The following is a 17,669-nucleotide window of genomic DNA, read 5'->3' as shown; positions in this document are numbered from 1 at the left end:
CCGGCAACGAGCACCCTCGTCACCCACAGCAAACCGTTTAAATGCATTGAACCGTCAATGAACCACGGACATTCCGGAAGCCAGTTGCATGACCCGCTCCTGGGTCGCTTCGCTGCGATCGAGGGTGCCCATCAGGTCGCCCTCGTGCATGACCATGACCCGGTCGCTCATGCCGAGCACTTCCGGCAGTTCCGAAGAAATCATGATCACCGCCATGCCTTCGCTGGCGAGGCAGGAAATCAATCGGTAGATCTCGGCTTTGGCGCCAACGTCGATGCCGCGGGTTGGCTCGTCGAGAATCAGGATTCGCGGATTGGTCATCAGCCAACGAGCCAGCAAGGCTTTCTGTTGATTGCCGCCGGACAAGGTGTCGATGCACTGCTCCAGCGACGGAGTCTTCACCCGCAGTTTCTTGCACATGTCTTCGCACAGGGCGCGCAGGGCTTTCTGCTGGATAAAGCCGTTGCCGACGTAATGCGGCAGCACCGCCATCTCCATGTTTTCCAGCACTGACAGGCACGGGAACAAGCCGCTGAGCTTGCGATCCTCGGTCAACAACGCAAAGCCCTTTTCGATGGCCATGTGCGGATCGCTGATGCGCACCGGCTGACCGTCGAGCCTGATTTCACCACCGTCGCTGGGGGTGATACCGAAAATCGCTTCGGCGACATTGGTTCGCCCCGACCCCATCAGCCCGGCGATGCCGAGAATCTCACCGGCATGCAGGTCGAACGACACGTCCTTGAAAACACCGTCCAGACGCAAGTCACGCACCGACATCAACAGATCGCCGATTGGCTTCTCGCGAACCGGGAACAACTGGCTCAATTCACGGCCGACCATCATCGAGATCAGGCTGTCGCCATCCATACTGTCGGCCCGTTGCAGGCCGATGTAGGCGCCGTCGCGGAACACCGCCACTTCATCGGCGATGCTGAACACCTCATTCATTTTGTGAGTGATATAGATGATGCCCTTACCCTGAGCCTTGAGGTCGGCAATGATCGAGAACAGGTGGGCGACTTCCTTATCGGTAATCGCCGACGTCGGTTCGTCCATGATCAGGATGTCGGAGTCGTAGGACACTGCTTTGGCGATCTCGACCATCTGCCGCTCGGCGATGCTCAGGTTACCGACCTGCTCCTCCGGATCGAGGTTGATCCGCAGCCGCTCCAGCAGTTTCGCCGTACACCGATGCATTTCCCGGTGATCGATCATGTGCAAGCCGTTGAGCTGCTCGCGGCCGATCCAGATGTTCTCGGCAATGCTCATGTGCGGCATCAGGTTGAGTTCCTGGTGGATCATCGCGATCCCGGCCTGCAGCGCTGCAAGCGGTGTCTCGAAGGTCACTGGTTTACCGCGCAGGCGCAGTTCACCAGCGTCCGGCTGGTAGATGCCGGCAATGATTTTCATCAGGGTCGATTTGCCTGCGCCGTTCTCGCCCATCAAGGCCAGTACAGAACCCGGACGCACGCGCAGTTGTACATCGGACAAGGCCACCACACCGGGAAAGCCCTTGCTGACGTTGATGATCTCCAGCAGGTACGGCTCATCGACAAGTGTCGCAGTTGGCTGGATACCCACCAACGGGGTGCTCGAAGCAGTCGCTGAAGCGAACATGATCAGGTACTCCATCAGCAAGGTCGCCGTAGCCACCTTGCGTGCTTATTGTTGTTATTGAACGGACCGGCTATTTGAACTGATCGACGTTGTCCGGGGTGATCAAACGGTAAGGTACCCACACGGCCTGCTCCACCGGCTCGTTCCTGGCCATCTTCACCGCCGCATCGATGGAGCCTACGGCCTGGCCTTTGGCGTCCTGGAACACCGATACCGCCAGATCGCCTTTCTTCACCGCGCGCAGGCCGTCGGGCGTACCGTCCACACCTGCGATCAGCACACTACCCTTTTCCACCCCGGCCTGCTTGAGGGCCATGGAAGCGCCGATGGCCATCTCGTCGTTGTTGGAGACGATGGCGTCGAATTTACGGCCCTGGGTCAGCCAGTCGTTCACCAGGGTCATGCCTTTGTCCCGCGACCAGGTGCCGGTCTGCTCCTGATCGATCTTGATGTTCGGGTACCTGGCCAGCACCTCTTTGACGCCTTTGGTGCGGTTGGTGGTGGAGTTGTTGGCCAGGTCGCCCAGCAGAATCACGATGTCACCTTTGCCATTCATTTTTTCGGCCAGGTACTGCATCTGCATCTGTCCGGCTTCCAGGTCGTTGGACGCTACAGTGATCACGCCCTTGGGCAGCTTCAGGTCATCCGGACGGCGGTTGACGTAGACCAGCGGAATCCCGGCTTTGACCGCCGCTTCAGTGATCTTTTTGGTTGCCGCGGTATCCACCGGGTTGACCACGATGGCATCGACTTTCTGGCTGATGAAGCTTTCAACCTGGCTCAGCTGCTTGACCACGTCGCTGCGGGCGTCTTCGAATTGCAGCTTCACGCCATCGGGCATGGACCTGGCTTTCTGGTCCATGGATTCACGCAGGTAAGTCAGCCAGGTGTCATCGAACTGCGACATGCTCACGCCAATCTTCATGTCAGCGAGGGCAGCACCGCTGGCAAGCATCAGGGACAAGGCAAGCGAGGTAAAACGGATCTTGGTCTTCATGAAACTCTGTCTCCACATTCTTGTTGGTTTTATGGATAAAGCGTTGGACCGGGATCAACTGACCTGCGCAGACAAACGAACGATCGGCGCGCCGGGAATGCAGCACACCAACGCGCCCTTGCGCTCGACGCACAGGAGTCTGGAAAGAGAAAGGGGCATGGACAGGCGCGGACCGCGAAGCAGATCGCGGGGCATGTGGAACGCGGTACGTAAAACTCGCAGAGCAGTGCTGAAGGTTTTCATCGACGGTACCTGTTTGTTTTTGTTGGTTCGTCCTCCACTGCTTCAAGTGGCTTGAGGCAGATCGGAACGTTGATAGTCGGCAACCTGGAAATGACTTTATTGGAAAATAATTTCTATATCAACTGATTTTAGAATTTTATTCTGATTTTATTCCATCGATGGAAACGGCACCCAGTTCGACCACTTGATGCCGTTGCGAACTGAGGCGCGCAGCGTCTAGAACACGGGTGCTCGCCAGTGCATCGCGAGGGTCGACCGGCAGCGGGCCAGCGCTCTGCAACGCCTCTTGCAGCTGTAAATAGAACTGGTTCCAGCAGCCACGCTCAGAGGGAATCCGCTCGCGCTCTTCACCTTGCTCGAACCACCCCCAGCGCCGATGCTCTTCAACGCCCCAGCGCTCGCCCTCGGATTTGGGCGACAGACCGGCCAGCGCAGCGGCCTCCTGCCCGTCCAGCCCCTCGACGGTGTAGCAACCCGCTGTGCCGGTGACCCGAAAACGCGGTGCCGGGTTGTTCTGCAGACAGCTGCCCGACAAATGTGAAATCACCCCGTTGGTGTGGGTCAGCGAAACGAAGAAGCCGCTATCCAATACTTGCGTTTGATTGGCGTATTGCAGTTCGGCGTAAACCCGCGCCACCGGCCCGAACAGTTGCATGGCCTGATCCACCAGATGGCTGCCAAGATCGCGCAGGAAACCACCGCCACTGCCGTTGCCCACTGATTGCGGCGCATAGCGCTCAATCCGTGATTCGAAACGGGTGACCTGCCCCAGCGCACCGGCCTCCAGAAGTTTGCGCACCGTCAGAAAGTCCGAATCCCAGCGACGGTTTTGATAGACGCTCAGTGGAACCTTTTGCCGTTCGGCAGCCGCGATCAGCGCGGCTGCTTGCTGCGCGTCGGCGGCAAAGGGTTTGTCGCTGACCACCGCCACACCGTGTTCGATAGCTTGCAGCACTAACGCCGGACGCCCTTGCAGGGTGGTCGAAATCACCAGCACATCGACCCCGGCTTCAACCAACTGGCCAATAGAGTCGAAAGCCGCAACGCCGGGATAGTCCGTTGCCAACAATAGCCGTCGTTCGGCCGAGCGGGTCACCACGCCGACGAAGGTTGCGGCGGGCAAACTGCTGATCAGCGGAGCATGAAAAAAACGACCGCCATGGCCGTAACCGACAAGTCCGATTCGCATAAGGTTTTCCTTAATGATGAAGGTGGTCTGCGTAGCAGCTGGCGAGCCCGCGAGCCTGCGTTCGGTTGCGCAGCAGCCGTAAAACCTGCAATCGCGGTGCATCAGGCACACCGAGTTTGATGGACTACGACCGCTTCGCGCTCGAACGCAGCCTCGCGGGCTCGCCAGCTGCTACGGAGACTCGTGCTTAGCGGCAGAGTTCGCTTTTGACCCGCTCCAGCATCATCCGGTTGGACTCATCCGGCCGGTCTTCCCAGGCGAACACCGAGACCGTGGCAATGCCGTCGAACTTGATCTCGCGCAGGGTGCTGAAAAACGCCTCCCAGTCCACTTCGCCCTGACCGATGTCCAGGTGCTGATGCACGGTGGCGGTTACGCCCGGCGGGTTGACGATGTAGCGCAGGCCCGACGAGGCTTTGTGGTTGTAGGTGTCGGCGATGATCAAGTGGGTCAGCTTATCGCCGGCGTACTTGAGCATCGAGGCGATGTCGCCTTTGCCGTCGTCGTAGAAGAAGGTGTGCGGCGCTGCGTAGAGGTAGTTGATCCAGTCGCGATCCAGACCGCGAATGATGTCTACCGATTCGTTGTTGCGTTCGCAGAAGTCATAAGGGTGCGCCTGAATATCGAGCTTGATGCCTTCACGCTCGAACACCGGCATCAGCTCGTCCATGGAGCGCATGAACTGGTTCTCACAAACCAGCGGGTTGTCCGATTGTCCGGTGAACTCGGTATTGACCAGCTCGCAGTCCATTTCCACGGCGATCTGGATCGCGCGCTTCCAGTTGCGCAATGCCGCCTGGCGCAAGCCTTCGTCGGCAGCGGCCCAGTGGTACATCGGCAACAGCGAGGAGAGCTTCACACCTGTGTCGCTGAGGGCCTTGCGAAATTCCTTGATCCGCGCCTTGTCGACTCGTGGCGCCTTGTAGAACGGCAGGAAATCTTCCCGAGGAGACAGTTCGATATGTTCGTAGCCAAGCTCGGCAACCTTGTCGACCATCTTGCCCAGGGACAGGTTGCGGTACATGTAGGGATCTAGTGCGATGCGCATAATTTTTCTCCTTCACCAGCTGCTTGATCGTTCCCACGCTCTGCGTGGGAATGCCGCCTTGGACGCTCCGCGTCCGTCGCCAGATGACGCAGAGCGTCACGGGATGCATTCCCACGCGGAGCGTGGGAACGATCGGTCAGCCGTAAAACTTCGGACGGTCAGGCAGCGCGACTTTGACGATCGTCCCGCTCTGCTGTGCTGCAACGCAGGCATCCGCCGCCACCGCCGCCGCAAAGCCATCCCAGGCCGACGGCCCGCCTACTTGCCCGGCCCGTACGCCGTCGATAAACGCCTGCAACTCGACGTCATACGCGGCGATAAAGCGATCCTTCCAGTCCATCAAAATCGCATTGGAGAGTTTGGCGCCGCTGCGCAGTTGCACCTGGGATGGCTCAGGCAGTTTGGCAATACCGGTCTCGCCGACCACTTCGCACTGGATGTCATAGCCGTACTGGCAATTGACGAAAATCTCGACGTCGATGCGGGTGCCCTTGGCGGTTTCCAGCAGCACGATCTGCGGGTCCTTCAAGTGAGCGTGGGCCTTGCTGGTCTTGCGCGGGAACACCACCTGGACCGACACATAATCATCGGCCAGCAGCCAGCGCAGCACGTCCAGTTCATGGATCAGCGTGTCGGTGATCGCCATGTCTGTCTTGTAGTTCTCGCCCACGCTCGGGTTGCGGTGCGCGCAATGCAGCATCAGCGGTTCACCGATCTGGCCGCTGTCGATCACCGCCTTGAGTGCCCGATAGCCCTGATCGTACGGGCGCATGAAACCGACCTGCACCAGACGCTTGCCATGGGCCACTTCGGCCTCGACGATCTTGCGGCAGCCTTCGGCGGTCACCGCCAGCGGCTTCTCGCAGAACACCGGTTTGCCGGCGGCAATCGCCGCGAGTACGAACTCTTCATGGCTCGGGCCCCAGGACGTGACCAAAATCGCTTCGACTTCCGGCGCCTTGATCAGCGCATGGCCATCGGGGTAGACCTCGGCGGTCAGTTTCAAGTCGGCGACAACCTTGGCCGCCTGCTCAAGATTGATATCGGTAACGGCCACCACCTGGCTGTTGAGCAGGGTCTGGCTGCAACGACGGATATGGTCCTGACCGATGGCACCGGTGCCGATGACGCCGATCCGCAACGAATTAGAAAGCAAAGACATGTCTGTTCTCCATTGGAATGTTTGTTGTTGTATCCAGAGCAATCAGTACTGACGGGCCTTGGCCAGTCGTTCATTCAGGGTTTTGGCTACCGCATCGGTGCGTGCGCTGGTGGAGACTTGCGCCACGCCAACGCGCCACCAGGACAGGTATTTGTGAATCATTGTTTTGGGCAGAACCTTGATATCGATCAGTGTCGACACCGTCTGCAAACGGGCATCGGCCAGCGCCGCCTGCAGCTCTTCAACCGTGTTCACTTTGTAGGTTTTGCAGCCATAGGCCGCCGCGCTCATGGCGTAATCCACCGGCACAAAACCACCATCGAGCTTGCCGGTAGCAGGGTTGCGGAAACGGAACTCGGTGCCGAAGCTGTCCATGCCGTGTTCCATCTGCAAATTGTTGATGCAGCCGAAGGTCATGTTGTCGAGCAGGATCACGTTGATCTTGCGTCGCTCCTGGATCGAGGTGACCAGCTCCGAATGCAGCATCAGGTACGAGCCGTCACCCACCAGCGCATAGACTTCGCGTTCAGGCTCGGCGAGCTTCACGCCCAGCGCGGCATTCACCTCGTAACCCATGCAGGAATAGCCGTACTCGACGTGATAGGTGTTCACGCCCTTGCTGCGCCAGCTGCGTTGCAGGTCACCGGGCAGGCTGCCGGCGGCGGCAACGATCACCGCGTCACCGGGCAAAGTTTCATTCAGCACGCCGAGCACCCGGCTTTGGGTCAGGCACGAGCCCGTCAGCTCGATGAACTCGCGCAGTACCGCCGGGTCCATGTGGTCGTTGATTTCCGGGACGAAGTCCTGAGTCTGGTATTGGACCTGATAAACACGGTCGACCTCGGCGTCCAGTTGCGCCTTGGCCTGGCGCGGTTGATCGCCCCACGCGGAGCGATAACCGGTTAGCGCCAACGCATCGGACAAGGCTTGCAGGCCGGATTTAGCGTCGGCCAGCAACTGCACGCCGTCGAGTTTCAGCGCATCGCAGGGGCTGATGTTCAGGTTGAGAAATTGCACCTCGGGATGCTGGAACAGTGATTTCGACGAGGTGGTGAAGTCGGTGTATCGGGTGCCGATGCCGATAATCAGATCAGCCCCCCTGGCCAGCAGATTTGCCGCCAGGCAACCGGTTTCGCCAATACCGCCGACGTTCAGCGGATGGGCTGAAACCACCGCGCTCTTACCGGCCTGGGTTTCCGCGAACGGGATATCGAAACGCTCGGCAAAGGCCTGCAACGCCGCATTGGCGCCTGAGTATTTGACCCCGCCGCCGCAGATAATCAGCGGTGTGCGCTTGCCTTTGAGCAAGGCCAGGGCATCACCGAGCATCGCTTCGGTAGCCAGTCGGCGGTCGATGCGGTGTACGCGTTTTTGCAGGAAATAATCCGGGTAATCGTAAGCCTCGCCCTGCACGTCCTGGGGCAAGGCCAGGGTCACCGCGCCGGTTTCCGCCGGATCGGTGAGCACCCGCATGGCGTGGATCGCTGCGCTCATCAGCTGCTCGGGGCGGTTGATCCGGTCCCAGTATTTGCTCACGGCCTTGAACGCATCGTTGGTGCTGATGCTCAGGTCGTGGAACTGTTCGATCTGCTGCAGTACCGGATCCGGTTGGCGGCTGGCGTAGACATCGCCGGGTAACAACAGCAACGGAATACGGTTGGCAGTCGCTGTTGCCGCAGCGGTGAGCATGTTCGCAGCGCCCGGCCCGACCGAAGAAGTGCAGGCGTAGATCTTGCGCCGCAGGTGTTGCTTGGCGAAACCGATGGCCGCGTGGGCCATGCCCTGTTCGTTGCGGCCCTGATGCACCACCAGCTCGCCGCTGTCCTGCTCCAGTGCCTGGCCAAGGCCCAACACGTTGCCGTGACCGAAAATGGTAAATATCCCGGCGACGAATTTACTCTCGACTCCATCCACCTCGACGTACTGGTTATCGAGGAATTTCACCAGGGCCTGGGCCATGGTCAGTCTTGTAGTAGTCATGCTTGCACCTTGTGTGAATGCAAATCCAGAGATTGACCGGGATCAAGTGTGGGAGCGGGCTTGCTCGCGATGTCGATGTACCAGACGCCACCGTGTCGCGCCCATCGCGAGCAAGCCCGCTCCCACATTAGATCCGGGCAATCCATTAACCGTGTCAGGCCAGCGCGTGCTTCAAATGCTCCATGCTCGCGCCAATCGCCTGCTGGATATCCGCCAGCCCATGCACGCTTTCGGCAAACGGTTCGAACGACAGGTAGCCCTTGTAGCCGGTGCTGAGCAAGGTATCGATCTGCGCGGCATTGCCTAAAATGTCCGCCTCGCCCACCAGCACCCGATGACCGTCGCGAATGGTCGCCAGCGGTGCTTGTGCATCCTCGACACCGGAGATGTGCACCAGCCCGGTCAGCTCGGGGAAGAATTCATGCTCGCAGGCCAAGTGATGGTGAAAGGTGTCATGCACCAGGCGGAAAACATCCAGCCCGCCAATCGCCTTGATCGCATCCACCGCCGTGCGTTTGCGCCGCAGTGAACACTCCTCAAAACCCAGCGGTTCGATAAAGCCGAGAATCCCGTACTCGCGCAGGATCGGCGCCAGTTCGCTCAGTGCCGTGCGCAACCCGGCGTTGCGCTCTGCCTCTGTGCGCGGATCGGCACGATCATTGAGCGGGCACATGACCAATCCTTCTGCACCGCAGTCGCGGGCATAGGCGGCGAGCTCGAGGGTTTGCGCCCGGCGTTCGTCGTTCCACACATCGAACGGATACAGCGCGTTGATCGACAGCACCTTGATCCCTTGGGCCGCGCACAACTCACGGACCCGAGCCGGCGGCGTACCGTCTTCGATCTCGACACCTTTGAGGTCGTTGCGGATCTCGATGGCATCGGCTTTCAAGGTCACCGCCAGGTCAATGAAGTCCGGCAGTGACAAACGTGGGGCAACCATACGATTCAGGGCGAAACGCAGGGGCTGGCTCATTTTTCTTATTCTCCGCATTGAAGGTTATGCATTCGGGGTAAACGCTGAATTACTTGGCAGTCGGCATGCTGAATTCCGGGCCTTTGGCGATGCTGTCAGGCCAGCGCTGCATCACGCTTTTGTAGCGGCTGTAGAAACGGATGCCTTCTTCGCCGTAGGCATGGTGGTCGCCGAACAGCGAGCGCTTCCAGCCGCCGAAGGAATGCCAGGCCATCGGTACCGGAATCGGTACGTTGATGCCGACCATGCCGACCTTGATGCTGCGCGCGAACGCCCGGGCGATGCCGCCATCGCTGGTGAAGCAGGACACGCCGTTGCCAAACTCGTGAGCGTTGATCAGTGCCACAGCGCTGGCGAAATCCGCGACCCGGACAATGCCCAGTACCGGACCGAAGATTTCCTGCTGGTAGATGCTCATTTCGGTCGTGACCTTGTCGAACAGCGTCGCGCCGACAAAGAAACCGTTCTCTGCACCCGGCACTTTGAAGTGTCGACCGTCGACAATCAGTTGCGCGCCCTGGGCCACACCCTCGTCGATAAAACCTTCGACCTTGGCCTTGTGCTCGGCAGTGACCAGCGGCCCCATGTCGCTGTCGCCCTGCATGCCGTTGCCGACCTTGAGCTGGTCGATGCGTGGCAGCAGCTTTTCGATCAGCCTGTCAGCGACATCGCCCACCGCCACGGCAATCGAAATCGCCATGCAGCGCTCACCGGCCGAACCATACGCAGCACCGATCAACGCGTCGGCGGCTTGATCCAGATCCGCGTCGGGCATGACGATCATGTGGTTCTTGGCCCCACCCAGCGCCTGCACGCGCTTGCCACGCGCGGTGGCTTGCTGGTGGATGTACTCGGCGATCGGCGTCGAACCGACAAAGGAAATCGCCTCGACGTCCGGGTGTTGCAGCAAACCATCGACCGCGCTCTTGTCGCCCTGAACGACGTTGAACACGCCGTCCGGCAGACCGGCCTCGGTCAGCAGGCGCGCCATCAGCAAACTGGCCGAAGGGTCGCGCTCCGACGGCTTGAGGATGAAACAGTTACCGGTCACCAGCGCGATCGGGATCATCCACAACGGCACCATCACCGGAAAGTTGAACGGGGTGACGCCGGCGCAGACGCCCAGCGGCTGACGCAGGTTCCAGTTATCAATGCCGCCGCCGATGTTGTCGCTGAACTCGGTCTTGAGCAGGCTCGGCGCACCGCAGGCGTACTCGACGATCTCGATGCCGCGAGTGACCTCGCCTTTGGCATCGGAAAAGACTTTGCCGTGTTCGCGGCTGATGATTTCCGCCAGCTCATTGTGATGACGATCCAGCAGTTCCTTGAACTTGAACATCACTCGTGAGCGACGCAAGGACGATTGTTCGGACCAGGCCGGGAACGCCTTCAAGGCCGACGCGACGGCTTCGTCGATGGTCTTCTGGCTGGCCAGTCCGACCCGTGCCTGAACGCTGCCAGTGGCCGGGTTGAAGACATTGCTGAAGCGTTCGCTGCCACTGTCCTGCACCTGGCCGTTGATGTAATGACCGATTACCTGGGCGTCACTCATTGTTCTTGTTCTCCGTCTGAAAATTAAAAGCGCAGTAAGGCCTACAGATCCAGCAGCCAGCTGTGCTGCGGGTCGTTATGGAATTGCCAGACGCGTTTGGGCCCGGCCATCACGTTCAGGTAATACGACTCGTAACCGTAGGGCACGCTGACCGGGTGATAGCCCTTGGGTACCACCACCAAATCACTGTTTTCCACGGCCATGGCCTGGTCGATGCTGCGGTCGTCGGTGTAGACCCGCTGAAACACAAAGCCCTGGGGCGGGTTGATCTGGTGGTAATAGGTCTCTTCGAGAAAGCTCTGGTGCGGCAAGTCGTCGGTGTCGTGCTTGTGCGGCGGGTAGCTCGACGAATGCCCGGAAGGCGTACGCACCTCCACCACCAGCAGCGAATGGGCCGGCTCGGTGTCTGGCAGGATGTCGCAGACATAACGGGTGTTGGCGCCTTTGCCGCGCACGCTGCGCTTCATGTTCTGCGGTTTGATCAGCCGTGGGCCGAGGCCGTTGGTGGTCGAACCGGGGGCGGCGCAGACGGCGATCTGCACATCGCTCAAGGCGACCACTTGCGCCTGACTCTGCGGTGGCAAGTAGGCGGCGAACGGAGACTTGTCCTCGAACACCGACTGCCGGTCGCCGATGTTGTCCCAATTGAACGCACCCTGCCCCGGCGCTTCGCCCTGAATCGTGACCCGACCACTGAGCAGCACCAGACATAGTTCTTTATCACCAGCGCGGACCGGCAGGGTTTCGCCAAGGCTCAAGCGGTAGGCGGCGAACCCGACGTACTCCAGCTCACCGGCGCCCAGCTCGACCATGGTCTGGCCGTGCGCCTTGCTTTTGACCAAAAGACTCATTTTCCAGCGCTCCGGTTAGATACGGCGGCATTGAGCAGACCACGCAGCGTGTCGTAACCCTTTTTCGCGTAGACATAACTCGGCGCAACGGCCGGATCCTGCTCGGCCTCGACCACCAGCCAGCCGTGATAATCGGCGGCCAGCAGCACGTCGAGCAGCGCGGCAAAGTCGATATCGCCGTCGCCGGGCACGGTAAAGGTGCCGTTGATGATGCAGTCCGGGAAACTCCAGAGGTTGTTGCGCGCCAGCTGCACCACCGGTTTGCGCACGTCCTTGAAATGCACATGGCAAACGCGGTCGATATGTTTGCGCAGCACCTCAAGGGGTTCCCCGCCGCCCATGTAGCAGTGACCCGAATCGAACAGCAGGCCGACTTCGCTGCCGGTCAGGCTCATCAGCGTGTCGATGTCCGTCGGCGATTCGACGTAGGCACCCATATGGTGGTGGTACGCCAGGCGCACGCCCTGGGACAAGGTGAAACGCGCCAGCTCCGTGAGCTTGTCGGCGTACTCCTGCCAGGCCTGTTCGGTATGCAATCGCGGGCGCTCGACCAGTGGAATGCGCTGGCCCTGAATCGAGTCGGCGACTTCGCCGTAGACCAGCACCTTCGCGCCGTTCCTGGCCAATAGCTCGACGTGACTGCCGATGGCGTCGATTTCCTCGGCCACCGAACGCCGGGCCAGACGGCTGGAGTACCAGCCGGAGACCAGCGCCAGGTCGTAGGGCCGCAGCACATCGCCGACACCTTTGGCGTCTTTGGGAAACTTGCCGTTGAGCTCGAAACCTTCGTAGCCGATCTCCTTGCCCTCGCTCAAGGCAGTGCTCAGCGGCGTTTCACCGCCCAGCGATGGCAGGTCGTCGTTGCTCCAGGAAATCGGGTTGATGCCAATTCGGATTGCGGGCATGGCTGCACCTTTTATTGTTTTTACATTAACCATTGAATGTGGCGCAGAACCCTGTGGGAGCGAGCTTGCTCGCGATAGCGGTATGACAATCACATTGATGTTGAATGTGCCGCCGTCATCGCGAGCAAGCTCGCTCCCACAGGTCCAGTGTCCACACACAAATCAGTTTCAAGCGCGAGCAGCGCGCCAGGCCTCGATCAATTCGACAAAGGTGCCCTGCACCCGCTGGATCAGCGCTTCATCATCGATTTCACCGGCCATCCAGGCCCGGCTGGGTTCCTGAAAAATCGTCCGGCCGACAGCAAAGCCACGGCAGGTCTTGCTCTGACTGGCCTGCTGAAAACCTTCGGCAAGGGCTGCGGCCGGCGCATTCAGGCCCAACAGCACCACGCCCCGGCAGTAAGGGTCGCGCTCTTGAATCAGTGCATCGAGTTGCTCCCATTCGGCTGCACTTTGCGCTTCGATCTTCCACCAGGCCGGGAAGATGCCGAGGTTGTACAGGCGCTTGATGGCGCGATAGAGCACGTCCGGATGAGGCGAGGGATGATCTTTGGGCGGGATGATTTCCAGCAGCAATTCATGGCCGCTGACTTGCGCCGCCTGATACAGGCCCTTGATTTGCGCTTCCTGTTCCAGACGCAGCATCGGCTCGTCGTCAGGATGGAATTGCACCAGGCATTTGATGATCTGCTCCTGAGGCCAGGCGATCAGGTTGCTGCCGATCGAACGACCGTGCTCGAAAGCCAATGGCCGCGAACCCTGGACTTCCACCGGACGCGCGACCCACCAGCCGCGACCGGTGGCGGCGTTCAACGAATCCTGACCAAAGCGCTGATCGGCCAACAGCCCGACATCCGCTTCAATGCCTTGCTTGCGCAAATCGGCCTCGACCCGCTCCACGGCTTTGATGAACAACTGCTTGAGTTGGCCAATGCTGTTGAGGTCACGGCCGCCCTTTTGCGCCAGTTCGACCAGTTGCCCGCGATGGTCGAAGGCGAAGATAAACAGTTGCTTCCAGGCTTTGCGCGGCACACTGACCTGGTGCAGGCGTTGCAGCACCACGTCCTGATCGGGTCGGGTAATCGGCACCGGGCTGTTGAACAGGTAATCCAGTTCGGCAGGGGTCGGCATCGCCGGGGCACAGGCATGCCGCGACACCACCAGACCGCCGCAGGCATTGGCCAACTGGCAGCAACGCTCGTCGTTCGCATCCTCCAGCCAACCGCTGAGGAAGCCCGACATAAAGGCATCGCCGGCCCCAAGCACGTTGAGTACTTCGACCCGCACACCGGGATAGATCGCGCCGTCTTCGAGACGCACCGGGATCACCCCGTGAATCACCGTGCAACCTTGCGGACCAAGCTTGACCACCAGGGTTGCGGCAGTCAGCGAACGCACCGTGCGTAGCGCAGTGAGCAGGTCTTCGCTGCCGCCGGCAATCAGAAACTCTTCTTCAGTGCCGACAATCAGGTCAAAGCCGGGGAGAATTTTCTGCACATGCTGGCTGACCTTCTGGTCGGCGACGAAACGGGTTTCGCCGTCAGCCTTGCCGGCCAGGCCCCAGAGCACCGGGCGGTAGTCGATGTCGAGAACCCGTTTGACGTTGTGCTTGCGGGCATATTCCAGCGCCTGGATGCTCGCCTTGTACACGCCGTCCGTGGAGAAATGCGTGCCGGTGATCAGCAAGGCTTTGCTGGACGCGATGAAGGATTCCTGGATGTCTTCAGCGCGCAACGCCATGTCGGCGCAGTTTTCGCGGTAGAAAACCAGGGGAAAGGTTTCGCGGTCCTTGAGACCCAGCAAAACCATGGCGGTCAAGCGTTCAGGATCGATTTTGATACCGCTGATGTCGCAGCCTTCGCGGGCCAGGGACTCGAGCAGAAAACGACCCATATGGTCGTCCCCTACCCGGCTCAACATCGCCGATTTAAGGCCCAGGCGTGCGGTACCAAAGGCGATGTTCGCCGATGACCCCCCCAGGTATTTGGCGAAACTGCTGACATCCTCCAGCCGCGCACCCACTTGCTGTGCGTAGAGGTCGACGCCAAGGCGCCCGAGGCAGATCAGATCCAATTGACGCCCACTGGCAAAACGAGTCTGGCCCATGCTGGCTCCTGTTATTTTTATCAGCCTGCGTTCGCCGCTGTGGAGGCGCCGAACACTCTTGGTGTGGGGCCAGACTAAAACGTCTCGCGGCGCCAATCAATATTTATTCTATAAATTTTTTACATGGAATATTTTTTCCAATAAGCTTTTCCAGGACTGATCCAGACACAGTGGATCGATTCAGCAATCCATCACTTGACTTCACACTCAAGATTTTATTTGCGCCTACCCTGTAGACTGCGCACAGCCAACCTATTGTCGAGGGCCGGCATTCACTAGCCGTCCCTATAAGAACAAGCCAGAAGGATTTTTTATGTCCCGCACCGATCAGCCGGCTACGCCCGAGAGTCCGCCCGAGAGCGACCTCCTCAGCCCCCCGATCAATGCCGAGCGTCTGCTGCAGCTGATCACCGACGAATACGAAAGCCTGCCGCGCCAGCTCAAACGCATCGCCAGCTACATGAGCCAGCAAAGCGACAGGATCATGGTCGACCGCATCAGCGACATTGCTCGTGAATGCGAAGTGCATCCCTCGGCCATCGTGCGCTTCTCCCAGCGCTTCGGCTTCAGTGGCTTCAGTGAGATGCAGGCGCTGTTTCGCGAGGCCTACACCCACAAAACCACGCCGGTGCAGAACTACCAGCAGCGCATTCGCAGCATGATCGCCAACAAGTCGCAGAAAGCCAGCGGCGGCGATCTGGCGCGCGAATGCGTCAACGCCACGCTGTCAGGCATCGAGCGTCTGGGCCTGGAACTGGACGACCAGGCGTTCGACAAAGCCGTGGATCTGGTGGTGAATGCGGACAATATCTACGTCGTCGGCGTGCGTCGTTCATTCGCGGTGGCCGATTACCTGGTCTACAACCTGCAACACACCAACAAACGTATTCACCTGGTCTCGGGGCTGGGCGGCAGTTATCGCGAACAGATGCGCAGCGTGCGCGCCAACGACCTGGTGATCGCCATCAGCTTCACGCCGTACGGCAAGGAAACCCAGCACTGCCTGCGTATCGCCCAGCTGCATCAGGCGAAAACCCTGATCATCACCGACAGCAACCTTTCGCCCCTGGCCAAGCGGGCCAATACGGTGCTGCTGGTCAATGAGGGCAGCTCGTTCGCCTTCCGCTCGCTGAGTGCGACCTTGTGCTTGTGTCAGGCGCTGTTTATCGCCGTGGCCTATCGACTGGAATTGAAGGTCGATGAAATTCACGAGCAGGTGGGGTTTGAGGATTAGCGCAAGCTGACTTACTTCGCGTGGTGAGTGTGGGCCTGTAATGAACCCGGAACCCCGGTACGCACCAGCCCGCCCTTCTCGATCCAGCTCAGGGTTTGCTGATAGGCCCGTTGCAGCAACTGATCGGTCTGGCTGAAGTCGAACACCGAAATCCCCAAAGGGCACAGCGGCGCGACCACATGGATGTCGGCCCGCGGCGAATACAGCTCAATGTCCCGCACCAGTTGCCCCATGCTCATCAGGTTCAGGGTATGTAGCGCCAGCGCCACCAGACCGGCCGGCGGGCGCGGACAGGCGCAACCGAACCCGGTTGGCACCACCACGACACGTGTCGCCCCAAGAGATACCGCACTGGCGATCGGCGTGTTGCTGGCCACGCCGCCATCAACCAGCCATTTGTCGCCGATTTGCACGCAAGGAAACACCAGAGGGATAGCCGCGCTGGCCAGCAAGGCCTGTTCGGCACTGCCGCTCGACAGCAGTTCTTCGGCGCCAGTGAGCAGGTTGGTGGTGACGATATACAGGGGCAGCTCGGTGTCTTCGATCAACGTGACCGGCAGCGCGCGGCGCACCAAATGCTCCAGCGCCGAAGACTGCAGCAAAAAACCTCGATGCCGCAGGATCGCGGCCAGGGTATCGATCAGCGAGAACGGAAACACATCTCCCTTGTGCAAGCCTCGCCAGAAGTCCGCCAGCTCGGCGACGCCCCGGGCATTGGGTTTGGCCGCGAAATACGCGCCATTGATGGCCCCCACCGACGCGCCGATCACCAGATCGAAAGAAACTCCGGCCTCGACCAGCGCCCGCAACATGCCGACCTGAACAGCCCCCAGACTGCCGCCGCCGGCCAGGACCAGCGCAGTTTTAATGGCGGACATTTCAGGCCTCCTGCTTCAACTCAGCCCATGGATTAGCAAGCATAGCTGGCGAATGGGCACCCAACCCGGGCATAAACTTCCTGTTCAAGAGGATGGTAAACCCTGAAGGTTTACCGCTAAATTAGCCCCCGTCATCGCACCGTTGCTCATCACAAGGAGCTGTACATGAAGCTGATCGGAATGCTGGATTCACCTTACGTTCGACGCGTCGCCATTACCCTGAAATGCCTGGATATCCCGTTCGAACATGCGTCGATATCGGTGTTCCGGGGGTTCGACGAATTCCAGCGGATCAATCCGGTGGTCAAGGCTCCGACGCTGGTTCTGGGCGACGGCGAAGTGCTGATGGACTCGAACTTGATCATCGAGTATCTGGAGGCGTTGGCCGGCCCCGGCAACAGCCTGATGCCCGCCGACCTGAAGCAGCGCCTGCGTTCCCTGCGGCTGATAGGGCTGGCAATGGCAGCCAACGAGAAATCGGTTCAGATCTATTACGAGAGGAACCTGCGACCTGCCGAGAAACAACATGCGCCGTGGCTGGAGCGTGTTCATGGGCAGTTGCTGGCGGCGTATTCAGAGCTGGAACGAGAGCTGCTCAGACAGCCGCTGAAAATGGACGGCTCGATCGCTCAGGACGGCATCACCCTCGCCGTCGCCTGGAGCTTTACCCAACTGGTGATCGCCGACCAGGTCGACGTTGCGCAGTTCCCACTGGTCAGTCGTTTCACGGCATATGCCGAGCAACTCGAGGCGTTCATCTCGACTCCGGCTACCTGAAGCAGGACTTCTGATCGTTCCCACGCGCAGCAAAGGAATGCCGCCATGGACGCTCCGCGTCCGCCTTCGGCTGTGACGCAGAGCGTCACGGGATGCGTTACCACGCGGAGCGTGGGAACGATCTGACATGCGTGGGAACGATCTGAAACAA

General features: G+C 59.9%; 15 protein-coding genes. 2 read left to right on the top strand and 13 right to left on the bottom strand.

Annotated elements, in window-relative coordinates:
- Positions 1 to 54 precede the first annotated feature (54 nt).
- The 12 genes from AC07UI_RS28290 to AC07UI_RS28235 all read right to left on the bottom strand — a co-directional run bounded on the left by AC07UI_RS28290 (position 55) and on the right by AC07UI_RS28235 (position 14,629).
- Positions 55 to 1,620 (bottom strand): sugar ABC transporter ATP-binding protein, encoded by a 1,566-nt coding sequence (locus AC07UI_RS28290; RefSeq protein ID WP_494995601.1) that lies wholly within the window; start codon positions 1,618 to 1,620, stop codon positions 55 to 57.
- Positions 1,621 to 1,690: 70 nt separating this feature from the next.
- On the bottom strand, positions 1,691 to 2,617 hold the full coding sequence (locus AC07UI_RS28285; RefSeq protein WP_494995600.1) for a sugar ABC transporter substrate-binding protein: 927 nt from the start codon (positions 2,615 to 2,617) through the stop codon (positions 1,691 to 1,693).
- A 54-nt stretch (positions 2,618 to 2,671) separates the two neighbouring features.
- Positions 2,672 to 2,860: a hypothetical protein gene (locus tag AC07UI_RS28280; protein ID WP_494995599.1), complete on the bottom strand. Its 189-nt coding sequence runs from the start codon at positions 2,858 to 2,860 to the stop codon at positions 2,672 to 2,674.
- A gap of 136 nt (positions 2,861 to 2,996) precedes the next feature.
- Positions 2,997 to 4,049 (bottom strand): Gfo/Idh/MocA family protein, encoded by a 1,053-nt coding sequence (locus AC07UI_RS28275; protein WP_494995598.1) that lies wholly within the window; start codon positions 4,047 to 4,049, stop codon positions 2,997 to 2,999.
- Positions 4,050 to 4,236: 187 nt separating this feature from the next.
- On the bottom strand, positions 4,237 to 5,097 hold the full coding sequence (locus tag AC07UI_RS28270) for a sugar phosphate isomerase/epimerase family protein (protein WP_494995597.1): 861 nt from the start codon (positions 5,095 to 5,097) through the stop codon (positions 4,237 to 4,239).
- A 136-nt stretch (positions 5,098 to 5,233) separates the two neighbouring features.
- Positions 5,234 to 6,259 carry a bifunctional inositol 2-dehydrogenase/D-chiro-inositol 1-dehydrogenase gene (gene iolG, locus AC07UI_RS28265; RefSeq protein WP_494995596.1) on the bottom strand — a complete coding sequence of 342 codons (1,026 nt, stop codon included), beginning with the start codon at positions 6,257 to 6,259 and terminating at the stop codon, positions 5,234 to 5,236.
- A gap of 42 nt (positions 6,260 to 6,301) precedes the next feature.
- Entirely contained in the window at positions 6,302 to 8,239 is a 1,938-nt protein-coding gene (iolD, locus tag AC07UI_RS28260; protein ID WP_494995595.1) for a 3D-(3,5/4)-trihydroxycyclohexane-1,2-dione acylhydrolase (decyclizing), read from the bottom strand.
- A gap of 154 nt (positions 8,240 to 8,393) precedes the next feature.
- Positions 8,394 to 9,215: a TIM barrel protein gene (locus AC07UI_RS28255; RefSeq protein ID WP_494995594.1), complete on the bottom strand. Its 822-nt coding sequence runs from the start codon at positions 9,213 to 9,215 to the stop codon at positions 8,394 to 8,396.
- A gap of 49 nt (positions 9,216 to 9,264) precedes the next feature.
- Positions 9,265 to 10,767, bottom strand: coding sequence for a CoA-acylating methylmalonate-semialdehyde dehydrogenase (locus AC07UI_RS28250; RefSeq protein WP_494995593.1), 1,503 nt, complete (start codon positions 10,765 to 10,767; stop codon positions 9,265 to 9,267).
- A gap of 41 nt (positions 10,768 to 10,808) precedes the next feature.
- A complete protein-coding gene (gene iolB, locus AC07UI_RS28245) occupies positions 10,809 to 11,618 on the bottom strand; it encodes a 5-deoxy-glucuronate isomerase (protein ID WP_494995592.1) in 810 nt (269 codons plus the stop codon).
- Entirely contained in the window at positions 11,615 to 12,523 is a 909-nt protein-coding gene (iolE, locus tag AC07UI_RS28240) for a myo-inosose-2 dehydratase (RefSeq protein ID WP_494995591.1), read from the bottom strand. Before iolE ends, iolB begins: the two co-directional genes overlap by 4 nt.
- A 168-nt stretch (positions 12,524 to 12,691) precedes the next feature.
- Positions 12,692 to 14,629, bottom strand: coding sequence for a bifunctional 5-dehydro-2-deoxygluconokinase/5-dehydro-2-deoxyphosphogluconate aldolase (locus AC07UI_RS28235; protein WP_494995590.1), 1,938 nt, complete (start codon positions 14,627 to 14,629; stop codon positions 12,692 to 12,694).
- A 313-nt stretch (positions 14,630 to 14,942) separates the two neighbouring features.
- Between AC07UI_RS28235 and AC07UI_RS28230 the strand changes: the two genes are divergently transcribed.
- Positions 14,943 to 15,863, top strand: a complete 921-nt coding sequence (locus tag AC07UI_RS28230; RefSeq protein WP_494995589.1) for a MurR/RpiR family transcriptional regulator — start codon at positions 14,943 to 14,945, stop codon at positions 15,861 to 15,863.
- Positions 15,864 to 15,874: 11 nt separating this feature from the next.
- On the opposite strand, the gene AC07UI_RS28225 is transcribed toward AC07UI_RS28230, so the two are convergent.
- On the bottom strand, positions 15,875 to 16,741 hold the full coding sequence (locus AC07UI_RS28225) for a patatin-like phospholipase family protein (RefSeq protein WP_494995588.1): 867 nt from the start codon (positions 16,739 to 16,741) through the stop codon (positions 15,875 to 15,877).
- Positions 16,742 to 16,906: 165 nt separating this feature from the next.
- On the opposite strand from AC07UI_RS28225, the gene AC07UI_RS28220 reads away from it, so the two are divergent.
- The gene (locus AC07UI_RS28220; RefSeq protein WP_494995587.1) at positions 16,907 to 17,518 is read left to right on the top strand and encodes a glutathione S-transferase; all 612 of its coding nucleotides are present in this window, start codon (positions 16,907 to 16,909) and stop codon (positions 17,516 to 17,518) included.
- Positions 17,519 to 17,669 lie beyond the last annotated feature (151 nt).

It is taken from the genome of Pseudomonas sp. GW821-FHT04C07, assembly GCF_059420325.1.
The sequence above is the reverse complement of the archived record's forward strand: the minus strand, read 5'-3'. Positions and strand labels throughout refer to the sequence as shown.